The sequence below is a fragment of the Williamsia sp. genome (assembly GCF_036566845.1).
In the GTDB taxonomy this organism is placed as follows: Bacteria; Actinomycetota; Actinomycetes; order Mycobacteriales; family Mycobacteriaceae; genus Williamsia.
In genome coordinates this window covers 1-18157 of sequence record NZ_DATCVM010000097.1, presented here as the reverse complement: position 1 = coordinate 18157, position 18157 = coordinate 1, and the positions used below count along the sequence as shown (strand labels likewise).

Genomic DNA, 18157 nt, shown 5'->3' with positions numbered 1-18157 from the left:
GACCTCCATTGGAACGATTTCCCATTAGCGTATCTTTGGAGGAGGTACTTGTAAACCACGTCACAGATACTTCGCCGGCTCAGGACAGACAAAAGCGCCCGACCCCCAAGGGGATCGGGCGCTTTCCGGTTCTAGCTGGGTACTACTTGTTGATCCTGACGCAGTTCGACGGAGTCGAAATCGTCACTTGTTGATCTTGGTGACGCGACCGGCACCAACGGTGCGGCCACCTTCACGGATCGCGAAGCGCAGGCCCTCGTCCATGGCGACCGGCTGGATCAGCTTGACGACCATCTCGGTGTTGTCACCGGGCATGACCATCTCGGTGCCCTCAGGCAGGGTCACAACGCCCGTCACGTCAGTCGTACGGAAGTAGAACTGCGGGCGGTAGTTGTTGAAGAACGGGGTGTGGCGTCCACCCTCGTCCTTCGACAGGATGTAAGCCTGACCCTCGAACTCGGTGTGCGGGGTGGTGGTACCCGGCTTGATGATGACCTGTCCACGCTCGACGTCCTCACGCTTGAGGCCACGCAGCAGCAGTCCGGCGTTGTCGCCGGCCTGTGCCGAGTCGAGCAGCTTGTGGAACATCTCGATGCCGGTGACGGTGGTCTTGGTGGTCTTCTCCCGGATGCCGACGATGTCGACTTCCTCGTTCACCTTGACCTCGCCACGCTCCACGCGACCGGTGACAACGGTGCCACGACCGGTGATCGTGAACACGTCCTCCACGGGCATCAGGAACGGCTTCTCGGTTTCGCGAACCGGCTCCGGGATGCTCTCGTCGACAGCGTCCATGAGCTCTTCAACCGTCTTGACCCACTCGGCATCGCCTTCGAGAGCCTTGAGTGCCGAGACCTTGATGACAGGAGCATCCTCATCGAATTCCTGTGCAGCGAGGAGCTCACGCACCTCCATCTCGACGAGCTCGATGATCTCGTCGTCATCAACCATGTCGGCCTTGTTCAGCGCGACGAGGATGTAAGGAACACCCACCTGACGAGCGAGCAGCACGTGCTCGCGAGTCTGCGGCATCGGGCCGTCAGTGGCGGCAACCACGAGGATCGCGCCGTCCATCTGCGCAGCACCGGTGATCATGTTCTTGATGTAGTCAGCGTGACCAGGGGCATCAACGTGCGCGTAGTGGCGCTTCTCGGTCTGGTACTCGACGTGCGAGATGTTGATCGTGATACCACGAGCCTTCTCTTCGGGAGCCTTGTCGATCTGATCGAACGCGAAGCTCTCGTTGAGGGTCGGGTACTTGTCGTGCAACACCTTGGTGATCGCCGCCGTCAGCGTCGTCTTGCCGTGGTCGACGTGACCGATGGTGCCGATGTTCACGTGCGGCTTGGTCCGCTCGAACTTCGCCTTCGCCACTTGATTGTCCTCCTGGACTTCTCGAGCAACCGGGGCAATCCCGGTCACTGTGTGTTTAGTTCTTGGTCGGGGAAGAGCTTTTCGAAGCCCTTCCCCGCACAAGCGTTTTTCTTAACTGCTGTGCGCCGATGGCGCTATTGCCGAGACGACGGGTGAATTATTCGCCCGTTGCTTTGGCAATGATCTCCTTCGCCACGTTCGCCGGAACTTCGGCGTACGAGTCGAACACCATGGAGTAGTTTGCCCGGCCCTGGGTCCGCGACCGGAGGTCGCCGATGTAGCCGAACATCTCCGACAGCGGAACCAGTGCCTTCACGACACGGGCGCCACTGCGCTCTTCCATGGCCTGGATTTGACCACGGCGTGAGTTGAGGTCGCCGATCACGTCGCCCATGTAGTCCTCGGGCGTGGTGACCTCTACGGCCATCAACGGTTCGAGGATTACCGGACCCGCCATCCTGGCTGCCTCTTTCATGGCAGCCGATCCGGCGATCTTGAAGGCCATCTCAGACGAGTCGACGTCGTGGTACGCGCCGTCGATCAGAGTGAACTTCAAGTTGACCAGCGGATAACCGGCCAGAACGCCGTACTGCATCGCATCCTGCGCGCCGGCATCCACAGATGGGATGTACTCGCGCGGAACGCGACCGCCGGTCACGGCATTCACGAACTCGTAGGTCGCGCCGTCTTCGGCGTCGACCAACGGCTCGAGCTTGACGATGACCTTGGCGAACTGACCACTACCACCCGTTTGCTTCTTGTGGGTGTAGTCGTGCTTCTCGACCGTCTTGCGGATGGTCTCGCGGTAGGCAACCTGAGGCTTGCCGACGTTGGCCTCGACCTTGAACTCGCGCTTCATGCGATCGACAAGGATGTCGAGGTGCAACTCGCCCATACCGCCGATGACGGTCTGGCCGGTCTCGTCGTCCAGCTTGACCGAGAACGTCGGATCCTCTTCGGCCAGCTTCTGGATGGCGACACCCAGCTTTTCCTGGTCCGACTTGGTCTTCGGCTCGATCGAGACGTTGATGACCGGGTCCGGGAAGCTCATCGATTCCAGGACGATCGGCGCACTCGGGTCACACAGGGTGTCACCGGTGGTGGTGTCCTTGAGGCCGATCATCGCGTAGATGTGGCCCGCCGTGGCATCCTCGACCGGCATTTCCTTGTTGGCGTGCATCTGGAACAGCTTGCCGATGCGCTCTTTTTTGCCCTTGGTGGCATTGAGCACGCCGGTGCCGGCCGTGATGTGGCCCGAGTAGACCCGCACGAACGTCAGCTTGCCGAAGAACGGGTGTGAAGCGATCTTGAACGCCAGCGCGGCGAACGGCTCGTCGGCCGCCGGCTTACGCGACAGGATCTCTTCTTCGTTCCCGAGCGCGTGACCCTCGACAGAGGGGACGTCGAGAGGGCTCGGCAGGTAGTCGATGACCGCGTCGAGCATGGGCTGAACGCCCTTGTTCTTGAACGCCGAACCGCACAGCACCGGGTACAGCTGGCGGGTGACGGTGAGCTTGCGGATCGCGGCCTTGACCTCGGCCACGGTCAGCTCTTCGCCACCGAAGTACTTCTCGAGCAGCGCTTCGTCGGTCTCGGCGACCGTCTCCATCAGCTTCTCGCGGTACTCCTGTGCCTTCTCGAGCAGATCCGCGGGGATCTCTTCGATGGTCGGCTCGGCACCGGTCGGGACAACGCCCCGCCAGGTGATGGCCTTCATCTCGAGGAGGTCGACAACACCGTCGAAGTCGTCCTCTGCGCCGATGGGCAGCTGGAGAACCAGCGGCTTGGCACCGAGGCGCTCTTCGATGGTGCGCACGGTGAAGTAGAAGTCGGCGCCCAGCTTGTCCATCTTGTTGACAAAGCAGATACGCGGGACTTCGTACTTCTCGGCCTGCCGCCAGACCTGCTCGGACTGCGGCTCCACACCCTCTTTACCGTCGAACACAGCAACCGCGCCATCGAGCACACGCAGGCTTCGCTCCACCTCGACGGTGAAGTCGACGTGCCCGGGGGTGTCGATGATGTTGATCTGGTTCTTGTTCCAGAAACAGGTCACCGCAGCGGAGGTGATGGTGATACCCCGCTCCTTCTCCTGCTCCATCCAGTCGGTCGTCGAGGCCCCGTCGTGGGTCTCGCCGATCTTGTAGTTGACGCCGGTGTAGAAGAGGATTCGCTCGGTGGTGGTGGTCTTGCCGGCATCGATGTGAGCCATGATGCCGATATTGCGAACCTTGTTGAGGTCGCTGAGCACTTCCTGTGCCACTTAATTCCTCACTCTGAATTGAAAGTTGTTGCAGCTGTTGCTGAATGTCACCAGCGGTAGTGCGCGAACGCCCGGTTGGCCTCGGCCATCTTGTGGGTGTCCTCGCGACGCTTGACTGCAGCGCCCAGACCGTTGCTCGCGTCGAGGAGCTCGTTGGCGAGACGCTCGACCATGGTCTTCTCGCGACGCTGACGGCTGAAGGTGACCAGCCAACGCAGCGCGAGGGTGTTCGCACGGCCGGGCTTGACCTCGATCGGCACCTGGTAGGTGGCGCCACCGACGCGACGGCTCTTGACCTCGAGTGCGGGGCGGACGTTGTCCAGCGCGCGCTTGAGGGTCACGACCGGATCGGTGCCGGTCTTCTCACGGGCCTGCTCGAGGGCTTGGTACACGATGCGCTCAGCGGTCGACTTCTTGCCGTCCAGCAGGATCTTGTTGACCAGCTGGGTGACCAGCGGGCTGCCGTAGACGGGGTCGTTGATGAGCGGGCGCTTGGGCGCGGGTCCTTTACGTGGCATCAGCCCTTCTCCTTCTTCGCGCCGTACTTGCTGCGGGCCTGCTTGCGAGCCTTGACACCCTGGGTGTCGAGCGAGCCGCGGATGACCTTGTAACGCACACCCGGGAGGTCCTTCACACGACCACCGCGAACGAGCACCATCGAGTGCTCCTGCAGGTTGTGACCTTCACCGGGGATGTAAGCGGTCACCTCAACCGAACTGGTGAGGCGGACGCGGGCGACCTTCCGGAGCGCGGAGTTCGGCTTCTTCGGGGTCGTGGTGTAGACGCGAGTGCACACGCCGCGTCGCTGCGGGCTGCCCTTCAGCGCTGCCGTCTTCTGCTTGGCAGGCTTGTCATGGCGGCCCTTACGGACCAGCTGGTTGATAGTTGGCACTGAGAGTTCTTCCTTTGGTTGGCGATTCTTCTTGCTGTTGCTGCGGTTTCTGCTCCGGGCAAGCCTTCGATGAAACATCGAAGCCTCCGCAGTACGCCCCACCAGGCCTAAAAGCCCTGGTCAGGTGAGCCATCCCCTACCCCGCTATCGGGCGTGTCGAAATTGCCCAGCGCGGCAGGTGAAGGCACGCAGATGGAACCCGACCTAATCTGAATTAGCGGAGGCCGAGCACCAGCGGTCAACTCTACCGACCAGGCGACCGCAGGTCAAAATCGCCCCGGACGATCGCGAATCGGCGCAATTCTGCAGGTCGATGGCGGTCTCGACACACAGCGAGGATCGCTGGGCAGTGGGTGGATTCGATGTGGTCAACCGCCCTTTAGCGAGTTCTATTCCCGACGATTCGCCCACCGGATGATCCCCGTCACACCGGGGAGTCGATTGCCCGATCTGAACCCGGCTTTGGGATTAGGTTCATGTGGGCAGGACGGTTGTGCCCGCCAACTGATGCTGTACAGACCGATGCAGCACTGGCGTGAGGGTTGGGAAGCCGATGACCGACGTACCGAGTTCCGAGAAGGCGACCGGCGGCAAACGCCTGCTCCCCCTGCTCTTGGCCATGGCCATGTTCGTGCTGGTTGTCGACACCTCGCTGATGAATGTGTCGATTTCCTACGTCGTCCGGGACCTGGACACCACCGTCAGCGGGGTCCAGTCCGCCATCGCGCTCGAGGCGCTGGTGTCGGCCGCGTTCATCCTGATCGGCAGCAAGGTCGGTGATCTCATCGGCCGCAAGCGCGCGTACGTGCTCGGGTTGCTGGGTTACGCCGTGGGTGCGACAGCGATGGCGTTGGCGCAGAACCTGACTGCCGTCATCATCTTCTGGGCGATCCTCGGCGGCATCGGCGCATCACTGCTACTGCCGGCGATGCAGTCGCTGATCCACGGCAACTTCGAAGGTGCCGCACAGAAGAAGGTCTACGCCCTCGTCGGTGCGGCCGCCGCGATCGCCGCCGCCGTGGGACCTCTTCTCGGCGGCTTCATCACCACGTTCCTGTCGTGGCGCCTCGGCTTCGTCCTCGAAGTGGTCATCATCGCGGTGGTGCTGTCGGGCATCAAACTCGTCAAAGACGTGCCGTACACCGGCCCCCGCAAGATCGACACCGTCGGCGCGGCCCTCTCGGTGCTCGGCATGGGCGGCATCGTGCTCGGAATCCTGGTGTGGCAGGAAGGCGGCGAAGCAGTCGGCGCCCTCCTGGCGACCGGAGCTGTTGCCCTGGGCAGCCTCGCGTACTGGCTCGTGCGCCGCAAGAAGCGCGGCGAGACCCCGCTCCTGGATCCAGAACTGTTCAAGTCCAAGGTCTTTCGCCTCGGCATAACCCAGCAGATGCTCCAGCAGATCGCGCTCGGCGGCGTCATGATCGCGCTGCCCATCTACTTGCAGATGGTGTTGGAGTACAACGCGATGCAGGCCGGTCTGTCGCTCGCACCGTTGTCCCTGAGCATGTTCGCGGTGGCATTGCTCGCCGGGAAGAAACTGGCGAACCGCCGTCCGAGTGTCATCGTCTGCTGGGGATTCGCTCTGCTCACCGCCGGCATCGGTGTACTCGAACCGATCGTGCCGCGTGCCGATTTCGGGTGGGCACTGGTTCTCCCGCTGATCGTGGCCGGCTCAGGCATGGGGCTACTCGTGTCTCAGCTCAACAACTACACGCTCGGCCCCGTCTCGGATGAGCGGGTGAGCGAGGCCGCCGGGACGAACTCGGCCGCCGGGTCATTCGGACTGTCCTTCGGGCTGGCGTTTGCCGGCGCGATCATGCTCGCGACGCTGTCGATCACCTTCACGTCGATGTCGGAATCGAGCACGGTGCTGCCGGAGGCCGAACAGCAGCAGGTGGCGCAGGTACTCGAGGAAGACGCCGAGGTGATGAGCAACACCGCGCTCGATGCGCTGCTCGTCGACCAACCGCCGGACATCAAGGCCGAGATCATCCGGATCAACACCGACGCCCGGCCCATCGCCCTCCAGATCGCCCTGCTGGTCCCGATCATCGCCGGCTTGCTCGGCCTGCTCAACTCGGTGCGGATGATCAGGCAGCCGGATCCACCGACGCCCACATCCGACGTGGTCCTGGGCTGACCTCCGCCAGTCCGCTCAGTCGCGGTCCCGGCTGCGGAAGGCGGCCACGGCCGCCTCGATGGTCGGGTAGAAGTGTCGGGCGTCGAATCGTTCGCTCAGTCCGAACCGGATGAGGCGGTCCTTGATGGGCCCCTTCATCTCGGCGAACACCAGGTGGATGCCCTTGCCGTCCAGATAGGTGTCGAGGTCGACGACTTCGTCGACCGCGGTGGTGTCGAGCCCGGTGAGCGCTTCGGCGGCTATCACCACCCATTCCACGGGAGTCTCGGAGGCCGCGACCACCGATCGCACGTAGTTGTCGAAGATGTCGCCGTTGGCGAAGAACAGCGGGGCGTCGAACCGGACCAGCACCAGACCCGGGATGCGTTGTCCGTCCGGATGGCGTTCGATGTCGTGGAACCCGGGGCGGTCGGACGTCTGGACGAGTTCGGTGCGGTAGGGCTGCCAGGCCCGGGCAACAACAGCGACGAAGGACAGCCCGATGGCAACGAGGACGCCCTGCAGGACACCCACCAGCGCGACTCCGAGGAATGCTGCCGCGGCCAGACCGAATTCGATCCGGCTCATCCGCCACATCCGGATCATCCCGCTGACGTCCACCAGGGCGGTGGCGGCCACGATCACCACGGCTCCCAGCGTCGCGTCGGGCAGGTATTCGGTGACACCCGGTGCGACCAGGATGAACACCAGCACCGCGAGTGCACCCACCACGCCGGCGAGCTGGGTCTTGGCACCGCTCTGTTCTGCCACCGGCGTCCGGGATCCACTCGCGGAGATGGGGAATCCGCTGAACATTCCGCCGGCGATGTTGGCGAAGCCGATCGCTTTCATCTCGGTACTGCCGTTCACGTCCTCGCCGTGGCGGGCGGCGAAGGTGCGGGAGAGAACACCGGTGTCGGCAAACGCGATCAACGCGATACCGGCCGCGGGTCCGATGAGTTCGGCAACGTCCCCCCAGTCGACGCCGCCGAACGACGGCAGCGGCATACCTTCCGGAAGGGCACCGACCATCCCGATGTCATCGGTCAAACCCAGTGCCGCCGAGACGATGATCGCAACGACCACCGCGACAAGAACTCCGGGGACCTTCGGTATCCAGACCCGGAACGCGATGATGATGGCCAGCGAGCCGAAACCGATTGCGGCGGCGGTGAGGTCGATGTCGCCGTTCGCGATGGCCTTCACCGTCTCCCGGATCTCGCCGATCAGGCTGTCCGCGTCGACCGAGAAGCCGAGCAATTTGGGCAGCTGGCCGACCACCACGATCAGCGCGATCGCGTTGAGGTAGCCGAGGCGGATGGGTTTGGACAGGAGGTCGGTGACAAATCCGAGGCGAAGGAAGCCGCCGAGAAGGAGGATGAGACCGACCAGGACACCGAGCACGCCGGCGAGCGCCAGTGCGTCCTCGGGATCATCGGTCAGCGCCAACGGCAGGACGGCCGCGGCGATGAGCGGCGCGAGCGACGAGTCAGGCCCCAGCACAAGGATTTTCGACGGACCCACCAATGCATACGCCAGCAAGGGGACGATGGTGGCGTACAGGCCCGCGTATGCGGGCAATCCGGCCGCTTCTGCATAACCCATCCCGGCGGGGATGAGGAGTGCGGTCAGAACCAGGCCGGCGGTGATGTCCGGGCGCAGCCATTCCCGTTTGTACGCTCGTGCGGTCGCGATTCCTGGTAACCGCGCAAGGCCGTCCGTCACTATATTTCGCAAGGCTCTGTCCCCGAACGTCCGATGGCTTCAGACCCGGTCGGGTCGTTCGCTCATTCTCACCCGAACCCGCCTGGCGGAGCGCGATTTCGCGATTAGATCGCAGCGGGTCGGGGCCGAGACGACGATGTCCATGGATCCCACACCCCGGCGGGGGTAGCGTCGGAAGGCAGTGAACCCCAGATCCGAGTATCCGATCGACCGTCCCGTCATCGCACAATCATGGCAACGGTCGGTCCGCAGCGGCCTGCGCCCGGACGATTCGCCGGATGTGCGACCGGTCGCGATCTCGGCCCGCGACCATCCACTGCTCCGTGCCGCTGATCCGGTCCTCGACCAGGTCGCGCACCAGCTGTCCGAGTCCGACACCGCCATCTTGCTTGTCGACGCCAACGCCCGACTGATCTCGCGGACGTTCGGCGGTGTCCGGGTCGAACACATTCTGGAATCGGTGGGTGCGGTGACCGGTGCGCAGTTCACCGAAGATCTGATGGGGACGACCGCGCTGGGCACCCCGCTGGAGATCCGTGGCGGCATCGTCATCAACGCCCCGGACCACTTCCTCGAACAGTTCCGGGCGATCAGCTGCTACGGCAGGCCGATCCTCCATCCGGTGTCGCGCCGACTCGAGGGCATCATCTGCATGAGCAACCTCGAGCAGACGGTCAATCCCCTGTTCGCGCCCTTTGTCGACCGGATCGCCGGAGACATCGAGCAGCGTTTGCTCGACAACTCCCGCGCGCGACAGCGGGCGGTGGTCGAGGCGTTCCAGAGAGTGGCGCCCAGGCGTGATGTGGCGGTGGTGGCGGTCGGGGACGATCTGCTGCTGACCAATGCGCTGGCGTCGGACATCCTCACATCCGCCGATTTCGGCACGCTGCGGGCGCTGGCGGCCGATCTCGGTGAACAAGAACGTCACACGCAGCTCACCCTGGTCTCGGGCAACATCGTCGATGCCATCGGCCACCAGGTGCCCGGCAGTTGCGGAGGGGCGCTGTTCCGGGTCCGCCCGATCGATCTGCCCCGCGTGGCGATACCGCGGAAACCTCGGACCACGCCCGCCGACGACAGGCCGGCCGCAGCACACACCACGTGGCAGAACACGGCGATCACCGGAGAGCCCGGCACGGGACGGACCACCGCCGCCGCCGCGCTCATCGCCGGCCGGCCGGTACGAACCGTCGACGCCGCCGCCTTGCTGACCGGCTCGGGCGGGGCCGCCCTGGCCGGCATCCTCGCCGAGCCAGACCAGAAGGCCCTGCTGATCGAAAACGTCCACCTCCTCGATCCGGTGAGTCTGTCGGCTCTACGGTCGGCGGTGCTGAAAAGCTCTGTCCCCGTTGTCCTGACGGCTCCCCCGCTGTCCGAGGTGCCCGGCCCGGTGGCCGCACTGATCTCGTTGTGCCCGAACCGGATCGATATCGCTCCCCTGCGTCACCGGACCATCGAACTACCGGCACTCGCCGGTGACGTCCTGTCCCGGGTGGCGCCGCGGGCCACCCTCGGCGCCGCGGCCGGTGAGGCACTGCTCGCCTGCGACTGGCCGGGCAACCTCAGTGAGCTGACGATGGTCCTGCAAACGGCCGCCGACAATGCCGCGCGGCGTGCCGATCAGCTGATTTCGATGGCCGATCTGCCCGAGCACTATCAGACCACCACCCGCGCCCATCGGCTGTCCGGCCGCGACCGCGCCGAGCGGCAGGCGATCGTCGAGGCGATGAATGCCGCGGGCGGCAACAAGGTCCATGCCGCCAAGATGCTGGGCATCAGCCGCAGCACGCTCTACACCCGCCTGCGAGCGCTCGACATCTGATCCCCACCCCCGAAACTGGTGGCTTTTGGCGACCATTTCCCCAGGTCAGCCTCGCCAGAACCCACCACTTCCGGGTGTCCGGGGCGGTGTTCAAATTCCGGACAGTTAGGCACCACAAATTGTTGGGACTATGACGGCAGTCACATATTCGTGACAGCGCATGTTCAACGAGGAGGGTGTATGACCGCCAGTACCGAAGCCCGAACAGCCGACCCCCGTCTGCGGCCCGAGGTCAGGGACTTCGTATCGCGCGATCGCCAGATGCTGATCGGTGGTGAATGGACCGGCGCCGCGTCCGGCAAGACGTTCACCACCTACGATCCGGCGACCGCTGCCCCGATCACCGATGTCGCCCACGGCGACGCCACCGACGTGGACCGAGCAGTCCGGGCCGCCCGAAAGGCCTTCGACTCCGGTCCGTGGGCGCGGATGAAGCCGAACGAACGTGAACGTCTGATCTGGCGCGTCGGTGACATCCTCTCTGAGCGCGCAGAGGAGTTCGGTCAGCTCGAAGCGCTCGACAACGGCAAATCAGCCGGGATCGCAGCCGCCGTCGACACGCAGTGGTCGGCCGACATCTTCCGGTACAACGCGGGACTGTGCACCAAGATCACCGGCTCGACGGTCAATGTGTCGATGCCCTTCGTCCCGGGCGGCGAGTTCCACGCGTACACACTTCGCGATCCGCTGGGTGTCTGCGGTCTGATCGTGCCGTGGAACTTCCCGCTGCTGATGGCCACGTTCAAATTGGCCCCGGCGCTGGCCGCCGGCAACACCGTGGTCCTCAAACCGGCCGAGCAGACACCATTGACCGCACTCTTGCTCGGTGAGGTCTTCGAAGAGGCCGGGTTCCCGCCGGGTGTGGTCAACATCGTCACAGGGTTCGGTGACGCGGGCGCCGCGCTCTCCGCGCATCCCGACGTCGACAAGATCGCTTTCACCGGGTCGACCGAGGTGGGCAAGAAGATTGTCGCGGCGGCGCAGGGCAATCTGAAGAAGGTGTCGCTCGAACTGGGTGGGAAGAGCCCCAACATCGTGTTCGCCGACGCCGACTTCGACAAGGCCGTGGCCGGTTCGGTGGCGGCCTGGATGTTCAATCACGGCCAGTGCTGTGTGGCCGGCACCCGACTGTTCGTGGAACGTCCCATCTTCGACGACTTCACCGCCGCTGTGGCCGAAGCCGCTTCGAAGGCAAAGATCGGGCCGGGCCTCGATCCGACCACCGAACTCGGACCGCTGATCTCACAAGAACAGTTCGACAAGGTGAGCGGCTACCTGGCGCAGGGCCTCGCCGATGGCGCACGGGCACTCACCGGCGGAAAGCGCCACGGCACAGAGGGCTACTTCGTCGAACCGACCGTGTTCGTGGATGTCGACCCAAGCTTCTCGATTGTCGAAGAGGAGATCTTCGGGCCTGTCGTGGCAGCGATGCCTTTCGACGGCGACAACGTCGTGGCTGCCGCCAACAATTCGATCTACGGTCTTGCCGCCGGCATCTGGACCACAGACCTGTCCAAGGCGCACAAGACCGCGCGGGCCGTCAAGGCCGGGTCGGTCTGGGTCAACCAGTACAACGGCTTCGACACCGCGATGCCCTTCGGCGGCTACAAGCAATCCGGGTGGGGACGCGAGCTCGGCAGCTCGGCGATCGATCTCTACACCGAGACCAAAGCCGTCAACATCGCTCTCTGACACAGAGTTTCACATTCGGCTGATCACTTCCACGAGAGGGTAAGAACAATGAAAACCAAAGCAGCAGTATTACTCGAAGCCGGCAAGCCCTTCGAGATCATGGAACTCGAACTCGACGGTCCGGGCGCTGGTGAGGTCCTCATCAAGTACACCGCCGCAGGTCTGTGCCATTCCGACCTACACCTGACCGACGGGGACCTGCCACCGCGCTATCCGATCGTCGGTGGGCACGAGGGTTCGGGCATCATCGAGGAGGTCGGGCCCGGAGTGACCAAGGTCAAGCCCGGCGACCACGTCGTCTGCAGCTTCATCCCGAACTGTGGCACCTGCCGCTACTGTTCCACCGGCCGCCAGAATCTCTGCGACATGGGCGCCACCATCCTGGAGGGTTCGATGCCCGACGGATCGTTCCGATTCCATGGCGGCGGAAAGGATTTCGGCGCAATGTGCATGCTTGGCACCTTCGCCGAACGCGCCACCATATCGCAGCACTCCGTGGTCAAGGTCGATGACTGGCTACCCCTGGAGACCGCGGTCCTCGTCGGGTGTGGCGTCCCCTCGGGCTGGGGTACCGCTGTGAACGCGGGCAATCTGCGCAACGGTGACACCGCGGTCATCTACGGAATCGGCGGACTCGGCATCAACGCCGTCCAGGGCGCCGTCGGCGCCGGCTGCAAGTACGTGGTGGTGGTCGATCCGGTTCCGCTGAAGCGGGAGACCGCGTTGAAGTTCGGTGCGACACATGCGTTTGCCGACGCGGCCAGCGCCGCCGAGAAGGTGAACGAGCTGACCTGGGGCCAGGGAGCGGATGCCGCGCTGATCCTGGTCGGAACGGTGGATCAGGAAGTCGTGTCCGCCGCGACCGCGGTCATCGGAAAGGGCGGCACGGTGGTCATCACCGGTCTGGCCGATCCGACGAAACTGACCGTGCAGGTCTCGGGTACAGACCTCACCCTCAATCAGAAGACCATCAAGGGCAGCCTGTTCGGATCGATGAACCCGCAGTACGACATCGTGAAACTGCTCCGGATGTACGACGCCGGTCAGCTCAAGCTCGACGAGCTGATCACCAAGACCTACACCCTCGAAGAGGTCAACGAGGGCTATCAGGATCTGCGTGACGGCAAGAACATTCGCGGTGTGATCCACCACGCCGCATAGCCGGGCCCCTACGGGCCGCCGACAACCCCCATCAGCTCTCACCCCTCGGAGCTCGGTGGGGGTTGCGGGCCTGGTCACTACCTGTTGCGGGCCAGGCTTTCTTGGCGTTCGCGGACCACGGCGACCTGCTCCGGGGAGCCGATGAGTTCCCGGATCGCGACCTGCTCCGCGTCGAACCCCGACGCGAGATCGGTACGCCCGGCCAGGTCCAGCAGCGCTTTGGCATGCACCAAGGCGTTCCGAGAGTTGCCGGCGATCTCGGTGGCCAGGGCGGTTGCCGCGACCACGGGGTTCGCATTCGTCCGGGTGGCCAAACCCAGTGTCACAGATTCGGTTCCGGAAATCTGGCGTCCGGTGAAGACCAGTTCCTTCGCCACATCCCGGCCGACGAGTTCGGGGAGGATCTGGGTTCCGGTCATGTCCGGGATCAATCCCCAGACGATCTCCATCACCGAAAGTTTGGTTTCCGGCCCGACGATCCTGATGTCGGCTCCGAGGGCCAGCTGCAATCCACCGCCGAAAGCCACACCGTGCACGGCGGCTATCACCGGAACCGGGACCAGCGACCAGACATGCACCGCTTGCTGGCCCAGCGCGGCGGCCGCTCCGAGCCGTGGGCGATCGATCACCACGGCATCTGCTCCCGATGCCATCCGCTCGAACTCCGCCGTGTCCAGCCCGGCGCAGAATGCTCGACCTTCACCGGCGAGCACCACCGCCGAGATGTCGGTCCGACCGATCAGATCCTGACCCACCGCTGCGAGCTGCTCGAACATCGCCCCGTTGAGCGCATTCATCTTCTCCGGGCGATTGAGCCGCACCTGCGCGACCCCATCATTCACGTCGCAGGTCACCAAGGCTTGTGCGTTCGGGGTTTGCGTCATGAATCGTTCCTACCAGACCAGCACGCTTACCAGCCGTCGAGCGTGCCGAACCAACCGTCGAGCGTGCCCACATCACCCGCGAGCGTGCCGAACGGACCGTCCCGGCCAGAAGCCGTCGAGCGTGCCGACAACACCGGCGAGCGTGCCAAAGAAGCAACGGCACGACCCTCGATGTGCAACCAGGGCACGGTCAACGGTCCGTTCGGCACGATCGACGGTGTTGTCGGCACGATCGACGGTGTTGTCGGCACGATCGGCGGTGTTGTCGGCACGGTCAGGGGTTTTCGGCTTGTTCCTTGATCGCTGCCAGTCGGCGATCCCAGCCCGACGCGATTCCCTCCAGCTCGCGGGCAACGGTACTCAGCCGGGCACCGACTGCGGTGAACCGTACTTCGCGGCCCACCTTGCCCGATGACACGAGACCGGTTTCCTCCAGTACCGCAAGGTGTTTGGCGATCGCTTGCCGCGACACCGGAAACTCCGCCGCCAGCGCGGAGGCCGACGCGGACGATCTGCCCAACCGCACCAACAGGTTCCAGCGGGTGTCATCGGCCAGGGCCGCGAAAACAACTGGCAGAGCAGCGTCAGCCATTGGCATCGGCGTGCACACTCTCGACGTGCTCTTTCGCGACACGGAGCTCGAAGTTCCAGCCCTCGGTGTTCTCGTCGAGCCTCTTGCGTCGCTCGGCGGCATCACCGGGCAGCGAGGCGAAGCCGCTCTCGAGAACCCTGAGAGTCACCGAATCGGTTGATGTCTCGTCGATCCAGAATTCGACGAGGGTCGATGCACTGGCGGCGTCGTCCACGTCCGCCAGCCAGCGGAATGCCGCGTACTTCGGCGGGTCGAGTGTCACGGTCCGGAAGGCGAACGCGCCGTGCTTCGGATCGTGGACGATGCTGACGTCCCCCGACCTCTCGATGCGGTGTTCGGTGATGTGTTCGTCGTTGATGAACCAGCCCGGTTCGGAGATCAGCGCCCACACGCGCCCGGCCGGTGCATTGATGTCGATCCGCTTTTCGATGCGATCAAGTTCTACAGTCATGGCTTCCTCGGGTTCGACGGTGTTTTTACTGCAACCCAATGATTGCATATGGAACCGCGGCCCTGCAACCGATAGGTTGCATGTCGTCGGTACGGCCCCGCTCACGACAACGATTCGTGCAACACCTGAGCCCAGGTGGCCACCACCTGTTTGCGTCGGGCCGAGTCATCGGACAGTGTGTCGGCGAGCCCCAGGCCGCGCGCGAAGTCGAGGGTGGCCTGCACCAGGCGGTGTATGCGTGGATCACTCCCGTCGACGCCGAGCATCTGCACCGTCATCCGATGTGCCGCAACACCGAATCTGCCCTCCAGCGGAAGGATCAGCTCCTTGAGAGCCTGGTCCGATGCCGCCGCGCACCACACCTGGAGTGCCGCCTTGAACTCCACACCCGTGTAGAACTCGACCGCGGTCGACACCGCGACCTCGATCCGCCCCTCACCCTGAGGTAGCCGATTGGTCTCCTCGCCGGCGCGCAGCGTGAGCAGTTCGAAGGCATGCTCGAGCGCCGCGGTGATCAGGGATTCCCGGGTGGGGAAATGGTGTTGGGCCGCACCACGAGAGACCCCGGCGCGCGAGGCCACCACACCCACACTGCAGGCGGCCCATCCATCGGTCGCCAGTACATCGATGGTCGCATCGAGAAGCCGCTGACGGGTGGCACGGCTGCGATCCTGCTGCGGCGACCGCGTGGCGCCCCGGGTCATTGGTCCACCATCCACGGTGGCGGTTGCTTGTTCAGAAACGCCGTCATACCCTCCCTGGCCTCGTCCGAACCGAACAGCGCGGCAGACTCCGACGCCAACCTCTGGGCATCCGCATCGAATCCGGCCAGGATGCTGCGAGTCGTCAATGCCTTACTCGCCGCCAGACCCTGCGGTGACCCCTTGCGCAGCTCGGCACACCACTGCCCCACCACCTGATCGACGGCGGCAGGATCTGTGGCGGCGACGGTGATCAGTCCGATCTCCTTCGCGGTGCCCGCGTCGAACTTCTCACCGGTGAGGAAGTAGCGCCCGGCGGCCCGCGAGGTCAGGCGCGGGAGAACGGTCAGCGAGATCATCGAAGGTGCCACGCCGATGCGGGCCTCGGTCAGTGCAAACGTGCTCGCCGGCCCCGCGACGACCAGATCACAAGAACCGACGAATCCGAATCCTCCGGCTCGCACATGCCCGTCGATCCGGCCGATCACGGGCTTGGGCAGTTCCAGGATCGACCGCATCAGGTCGATCATCACCTCGGGACGAGCTGTGCCCGCTTCGCTGAGATCTGCTCCGGCGCAGAATGTTCCACCGGTGTGCGTCAGGACGACGGCCCGAACCTGCGGATCTGAGGCCGCATCGCGCAACCGGCTGCCCAACTGCTCCGTCAGTACCGCGGAGATGGCGTTGCGGTTGGCGGGCGAATCCAGCGTGATGGTGGCGATCGCGGAATCGACCCGGTACCGCACAACCTCGTTTGTGGGACTCATCGGCGTCAGTACGACTTGGGGAGGCCGAGGCTGTTCTGTGCCACGAAGTTCAGGATCATCTCCCGGCTCACCGGCGCAACCCGCGCGATACGGCAGAGATTCAGCAGCGGCGCCAGCCCGTACTCGGTCGACAATCCGTTGCCTCCCAGCGAATGCACTGCCTGATCGACGATCTTCACACACGCCTCGGCAGCGGCGTACTTGGCCATGTTCGCCGGCTCGGCGGCGCCCCAATCGTCTCCGGCGTCGTACAACGTCGCGGCCTTCTGCATCATGAGCTTGGCCAGTTCCATCTCGATCTTGCCCACTGCCAACGGATGCGCGATGGCCTGATGCGCGCCGATCGGTGTCTTCCAGACGGTCCGCTCGTTGACGTATTCCACCGCACGGCCGAGTGCGTACCGGCCCATGCCGACCGCGCTCGCCGCCGCCATGATGCGTTCCGGATTGAGACCGGCGAACAGTTGACTGAGCGCCGCGTCCTCGGATCCGACCAGGGCATCGGCGGGGAGCCGGACGTCATCGAGGAACAGCAGGAACTGCTTCTCCGGGTTGACCAGATCCATCTCGATCTGATTGAACTCGAAGTTCGGTGCATCGGTCGGAAGGATGAACAGGGCCGGCTTGAGTCGTCCGGTCTTGGCGTCGTCGGTGCGCGCCACGATGAGCACGGCCTGCGCCTGATCGACGCCCGACACGTAGATCTTGCGTCCCGACAGCAACCAATCGCCACCATCACGGCGGGCGGTGGTCGTGATGTTGTGTGAGTTCGAACCGGCGTCGGGTTCGGTGATCCCGAACGCCATCGTGATCGATCCGTCGGCCAGCCCCGGCAGCCACGTCTGCTTCTGCTCGTCGGTGCCGAACCGGGCGATCACGTTGCCGCAGATGGCCGGTGACACCACCATCATCAGCAGACCGCTCCCGATCGCTGCGAGCTCCTCCATCACGATCGCGAGTTCGTACATCCCGGCACCACCACCGCCGTATTCCTCGGGAAGGTTCACACCGATGAAGCCGAGCTTGCCCGCCTCGGACCACAGTTCGTCCGTCTTGCGGCCATTGCGGGCACAATCCAGGAAGTACTCATGCCCGAACCGGCCTCCGAGTGCGGCCACCGAACTACGCAGCGCCTTCTGCTCGTCTGTCTCCACGAAACTCACGACGTCTTCTCCCTCAGTTACTTTCGGCGATGACGGCAAGGATTTCGCCCACCGACACCTGTTGTCCCGGCGCGACCGGGAGTGCTTCCACGATCCCGTCCGCGGACGCGGCGATCGTGTGTTCCATCTTCATCGCCTCGAGCCACATCAGCGGCTCGCCGCGGGTGACCTGTTGGCCGAGTGTCACCGCGACGCGGATCACCGAACCCGGCATCGGCGCCAGCAACGAGCCCGGTGCATTGATCTCGGCGGGGTCGACAAACCTGGCCTTACGGACCAGCGCCACCGAGCCACCGGCGAAATCGGACCACCGGTTCTCACCACTGCGGACGACGGTGTACTTCCGATCCACACCGGAGACGGTGAGGGTCACTGCATCGCTGCCGACTCGGGCCACCGCGACATCCGGGTCGTCCGGCAGGACGACGCCGTCGCGGGTGTGGCGGTAGTTCACCGGGATCTCACGCTCGCCGTAGAAGTAACTCTTGGACTGCGAGCGCGATGCGAGGTTGCGCCACCCCGAGGGCAGCGGCCGGCCCGACCCACTGCGG

At 64.4% G+C, this 18157-nt stretch carries 17 protein-coding genes; 5 read left to right on the top strand and 12 right to left on the bottom strand.

From position 1 onward, the window contains the following. Positions 1–183: 183 nt before the first annotated feature. The 4 genes from tuf to rpsL all read right to left on the bottom strand — a co-directional run bounded on the left by tuf (position 184) and on the right by rpsL (position 4529). On the bottom strand, positions 184–1374 hold the full coding sequence (tuf, locus tag VIQ49_RS08425) for an elongation factor Tu (RefSeq protein ID WP_331883137.1): 1191 nt from the start codon (positions 1372–1374) through the stop codon (positions 184–186). Between the two features lie 157 nt (positions 1375–1531). Further along, on the bottom strand, positions 1532–3637 hold the full coding sequence (gene fusA, locus VIQ49_RS08420; protein WP_331883135.1) for an elongation factor G: 2106 nt from the start codon (positions 3635–3637) through the stop codon (positions 1532–1534). Positions 3638–3684: 47 nt separating this feature from the next. Beyond that, positions 3685–4155, bottom strand: coding sequence for a 30S ribosomal protein S7 (gene rpsG, locus VIQ49_RS08415; RefSeq protein ID WP_020109663.1), 471 nt, complete (start codon positions 4153–4155; stop codon positions 3685–3687). Next, positions 4155–4529 carry a 30S ribosomal protein S12 gene (rpsL, locus tag VIQ49_RS08410; protein ID WP_331883131.1) on the bottom strand — a complete coding sequence of 125 codons (375 nt, stop codon included), beginning with the start codon at positions 4527–4529 and terminating at the stop codon, positions 4155–4157. Before rpsL ends, rpsG begins: the two co-directional genes overlap by 1 nt. A gap of 553 nt (positions 4530–5082) precedes the next feature. Between rpsL and VIQ49_RS08405 the strand changes: the two genes are divergently transcribed. Next, positions 5083–6669, top strand: coding sequence for an MFS transporter (locus tag VIQ49_RS08405; RefSeq protein ID WP_331883129.1), 1587 nt, complete (start codon positions 5083–5085; stop codon positions 6667–6669). Between the two features lie 15 nt (positions 6670–6684). Here the strand turns inward: VIQ49_RS08405 and VIQ49_RS08400 are convergent, their stop codons facing one another. After that, entirely contained in the window at positions 6685–8373 is a 1689-nt protein-coding gene (locus VIQ49_RS08400; RefSeq protein ID WP_331883126.1) for a SulP family inorganic anion transporter, read from the bottom strand. Between the two features lie 181 nt (positions 8374–8554). Here VIQ49_RS08400 and VIQ49_RS08395 point away from each other — a divergent pair, with 181 nt between their 5' ends. The 3 genes from VIQ49_RS08395 to VIQ49_RS08385 all read left to right on the top strand — a co-directional run bounded on the left by VIQ49_RS08395 (position 8555) and on the right by VIQ49_RS08385 (position 13048). Beyond that, on the top strand, positions 8555–10195 hold the full coding sequence (locus tag VIQ49_RS08395) for a sigma-54-dependent Fis family transcriptional regulator (protein ID WP_331883123.1): 1641 nt from the start codon (positions 8555–8557) through the stop codon (positions 10193–10195). 180 nt (positions 10196–10375) lie between these two features. Next, entirely contained in the window at positions 10376–11887 is a 1512-nt protein-coding gene (locus VIQ49_RS08390; protein WP_331883120.1) for an aldehyde dehydrogenase family protein, read from the top strand. Positions 11888–11935: 48 nt separating this feature from the next. Continuing rightward, on the top strand, positions 11936–13048 hold the full coding sequence (locus tag VIQ49_RS08385; RefSeq protein ID WP_331883118.1) for an NDMA-dependent alcohol dehydrogenase: 1113 nt from the start codon (positions 11936–11938) through the stop codon (positions 13046–13048). A 77-nt stretch (positions 13049–13125) separates the two neighbouring features. On the opposite strand, the gene VIQ49_RS08380 is transcribed toward VIQ49_RS08385, so the two are convergent. After that, positions 13126–13932 carry a crotonase/enoyl-CoA hydratase family protein gene (locus tag VIQ49_RS08380; protein WP_331883116.1) on the bottom strand — a complete coding sequence of 269 codons (807 nt, stop codon included), beginning with the start codon at positions 13930–13932 and terminating at the stop codon, positions 13126–13128. 63 nt (positions 13933–13995) lie between these two features. Between VIQ49_RS08380 and VIQ49_RS08375 the strand changes: the two genes are divergently transcribed. Further along, positions 13996–14232, top strand: a complete 237-nt coding sequence (locus VIQ49_RS08375) for a hypothetical protein (protein WP_331883114.1) — start codon at positions 13996–13998, stop codon at positions 14230–14232. Here the strand turns inward: VIQ49_RS08375 and VIQ49_RS08370 are convergent. The 6 genes from VIQ49_RS08370 to VIQ49_RS08345 all read right to left on the bottom strand — a co-directional run. Next, positions 14207–14530: a metalloregulator ArsR/SmtB family transcription factor gene (locus VIQ49_RS08370; protein WP_331883111.1), complete on the bottom strand. Its 324-nt coding sequence runs from the start codon at positions 14528–14530 to the stop codon at positions 14207–14209. The two genes, VIQ49_RS08375 and VIQ49_RS08370, sit on opposite strands and share 26 nt — an antisense overlap. Then, the gene (locus tag VIQ49_RS08365) at positions 14517–14975 is read right to left on the bottom strand and encodes an ATPase (protein ID WP_331883108.1); all 459 of its coding nucleotides are present in this window, start codon (positions 14973–14975) and stop codon (positions 14517–14519) included. The genes VIQ49_RS08370 and VIQ49_RS08365 overlap by 14 nt, the downstream gene beginning before the upstream one ends. A 101-nt stretch (positions 14976–15076) precedes the next feature. Then, a complete protein-coding gene (locus VIQ49_RS08360; protein ID WP_331883106.1) occupies positions 15077–15679 on the bottom strand; it encodes a TetR/AcrR family transcriptional regulator in 603 nt (200 codons plus the stop codon). Beyond that, entirely contained in the window at positions 15676–16443 is a 768-nt protein-coding gene (locus VIQ49_RS08355; RefSeq protein ID WP_331883104.1) for an enoyl-CoA hydratase family protein, read from the bottom strand. The genes VIQ49_RS08360 and VIQ49_RS08355 overlap by 4 nt, the downstream gene beginning before the upstream one ends. 5 nt (positions 16444–16448) lie before the next feature. Next, on the bottom strand, positions 16449–17606 hold the full coding sequence (locus VIQ49_RS08350; protein WP_331883101.1) for an acyl-CoA dehydrogenase family protein: 1158 nt from the start codon (positions 17604–17606) through the stop codon (positions 16449–16451). A 13-nt stretch (positions 17607–17619) separates the two neighbouring features. Continuing rightward, on the bottom strand, positions 17620–18157 hold a 538-nt coding region (locus VIQ49_RS08345; protein WP_331883099.1), incomplete at its 5' end, for a biotin/lipoyl-containing protein.

Coding starts and splice junctions, on each gene's coding strand:
- VIQ49_RS08365 (WP_331883108.1), bottom strand. CDS start 14,975: ATGACTGTAGAACTTGATCGCATCGAAAAGCGGATCGACATCAATGCA.
- rpsG (WP_020109663.1), bottom strand. CDS start 4,155: ATGCCACGTAAAGGACCCGCGCCCAAGCGCCCGCTCATCAACGACCCC.
- VIQ49_RS08370 (WP_331883111.1), bottom strand. CDS start 14,530: ATGCCAATGGCTGACGCTGCTCTGCCAGTTGTTTTCGCGGCCCTGGCC.
- VIQ49_RS08380 (WP_331883116.1), bottom strand. CDS start 13,932: ATGACGCAAACCCCGAACGCACAAGCCTTGGTGACCTGCGACGTGAAT.
- VIQ49_RS08360 (WP_331883106.1), bottom strand. CDS start 15,679: ATGACCCGGGGCGCCACGCGGTCGCCGCAGCAGGATCGCAGCCGTGCC.
- VIQ49_RS08405 (WP_331883129.1), top strand. CDS start 5,083: ATGACCGACGTACCGAGTTCCGAGAAGGCGACCGGCGGCAAACGCCTG.
- VIQ49_RS08390 (WP_331883120.1), top strand. CDS start 10,376: ATGACCGCCAGTACCGAAGCCCGAACAGCCGACCCCCGTCTGCGGCCC.
- VIQ49_RS08385 (WP_331883118.1), top strand. CDS start 11,936: ATGAAAACCAAAGCAGCAGTATTACTCGAAGCCGGCAAGCCCTTCGAG.
- VIQ49_RS08355 (WP_331883104.1), bottom strand. CDS start 16,443: ATGAGTCCCACAAACGAGGTTGTGCGGTACCGGGTCGATTCCGCGATC.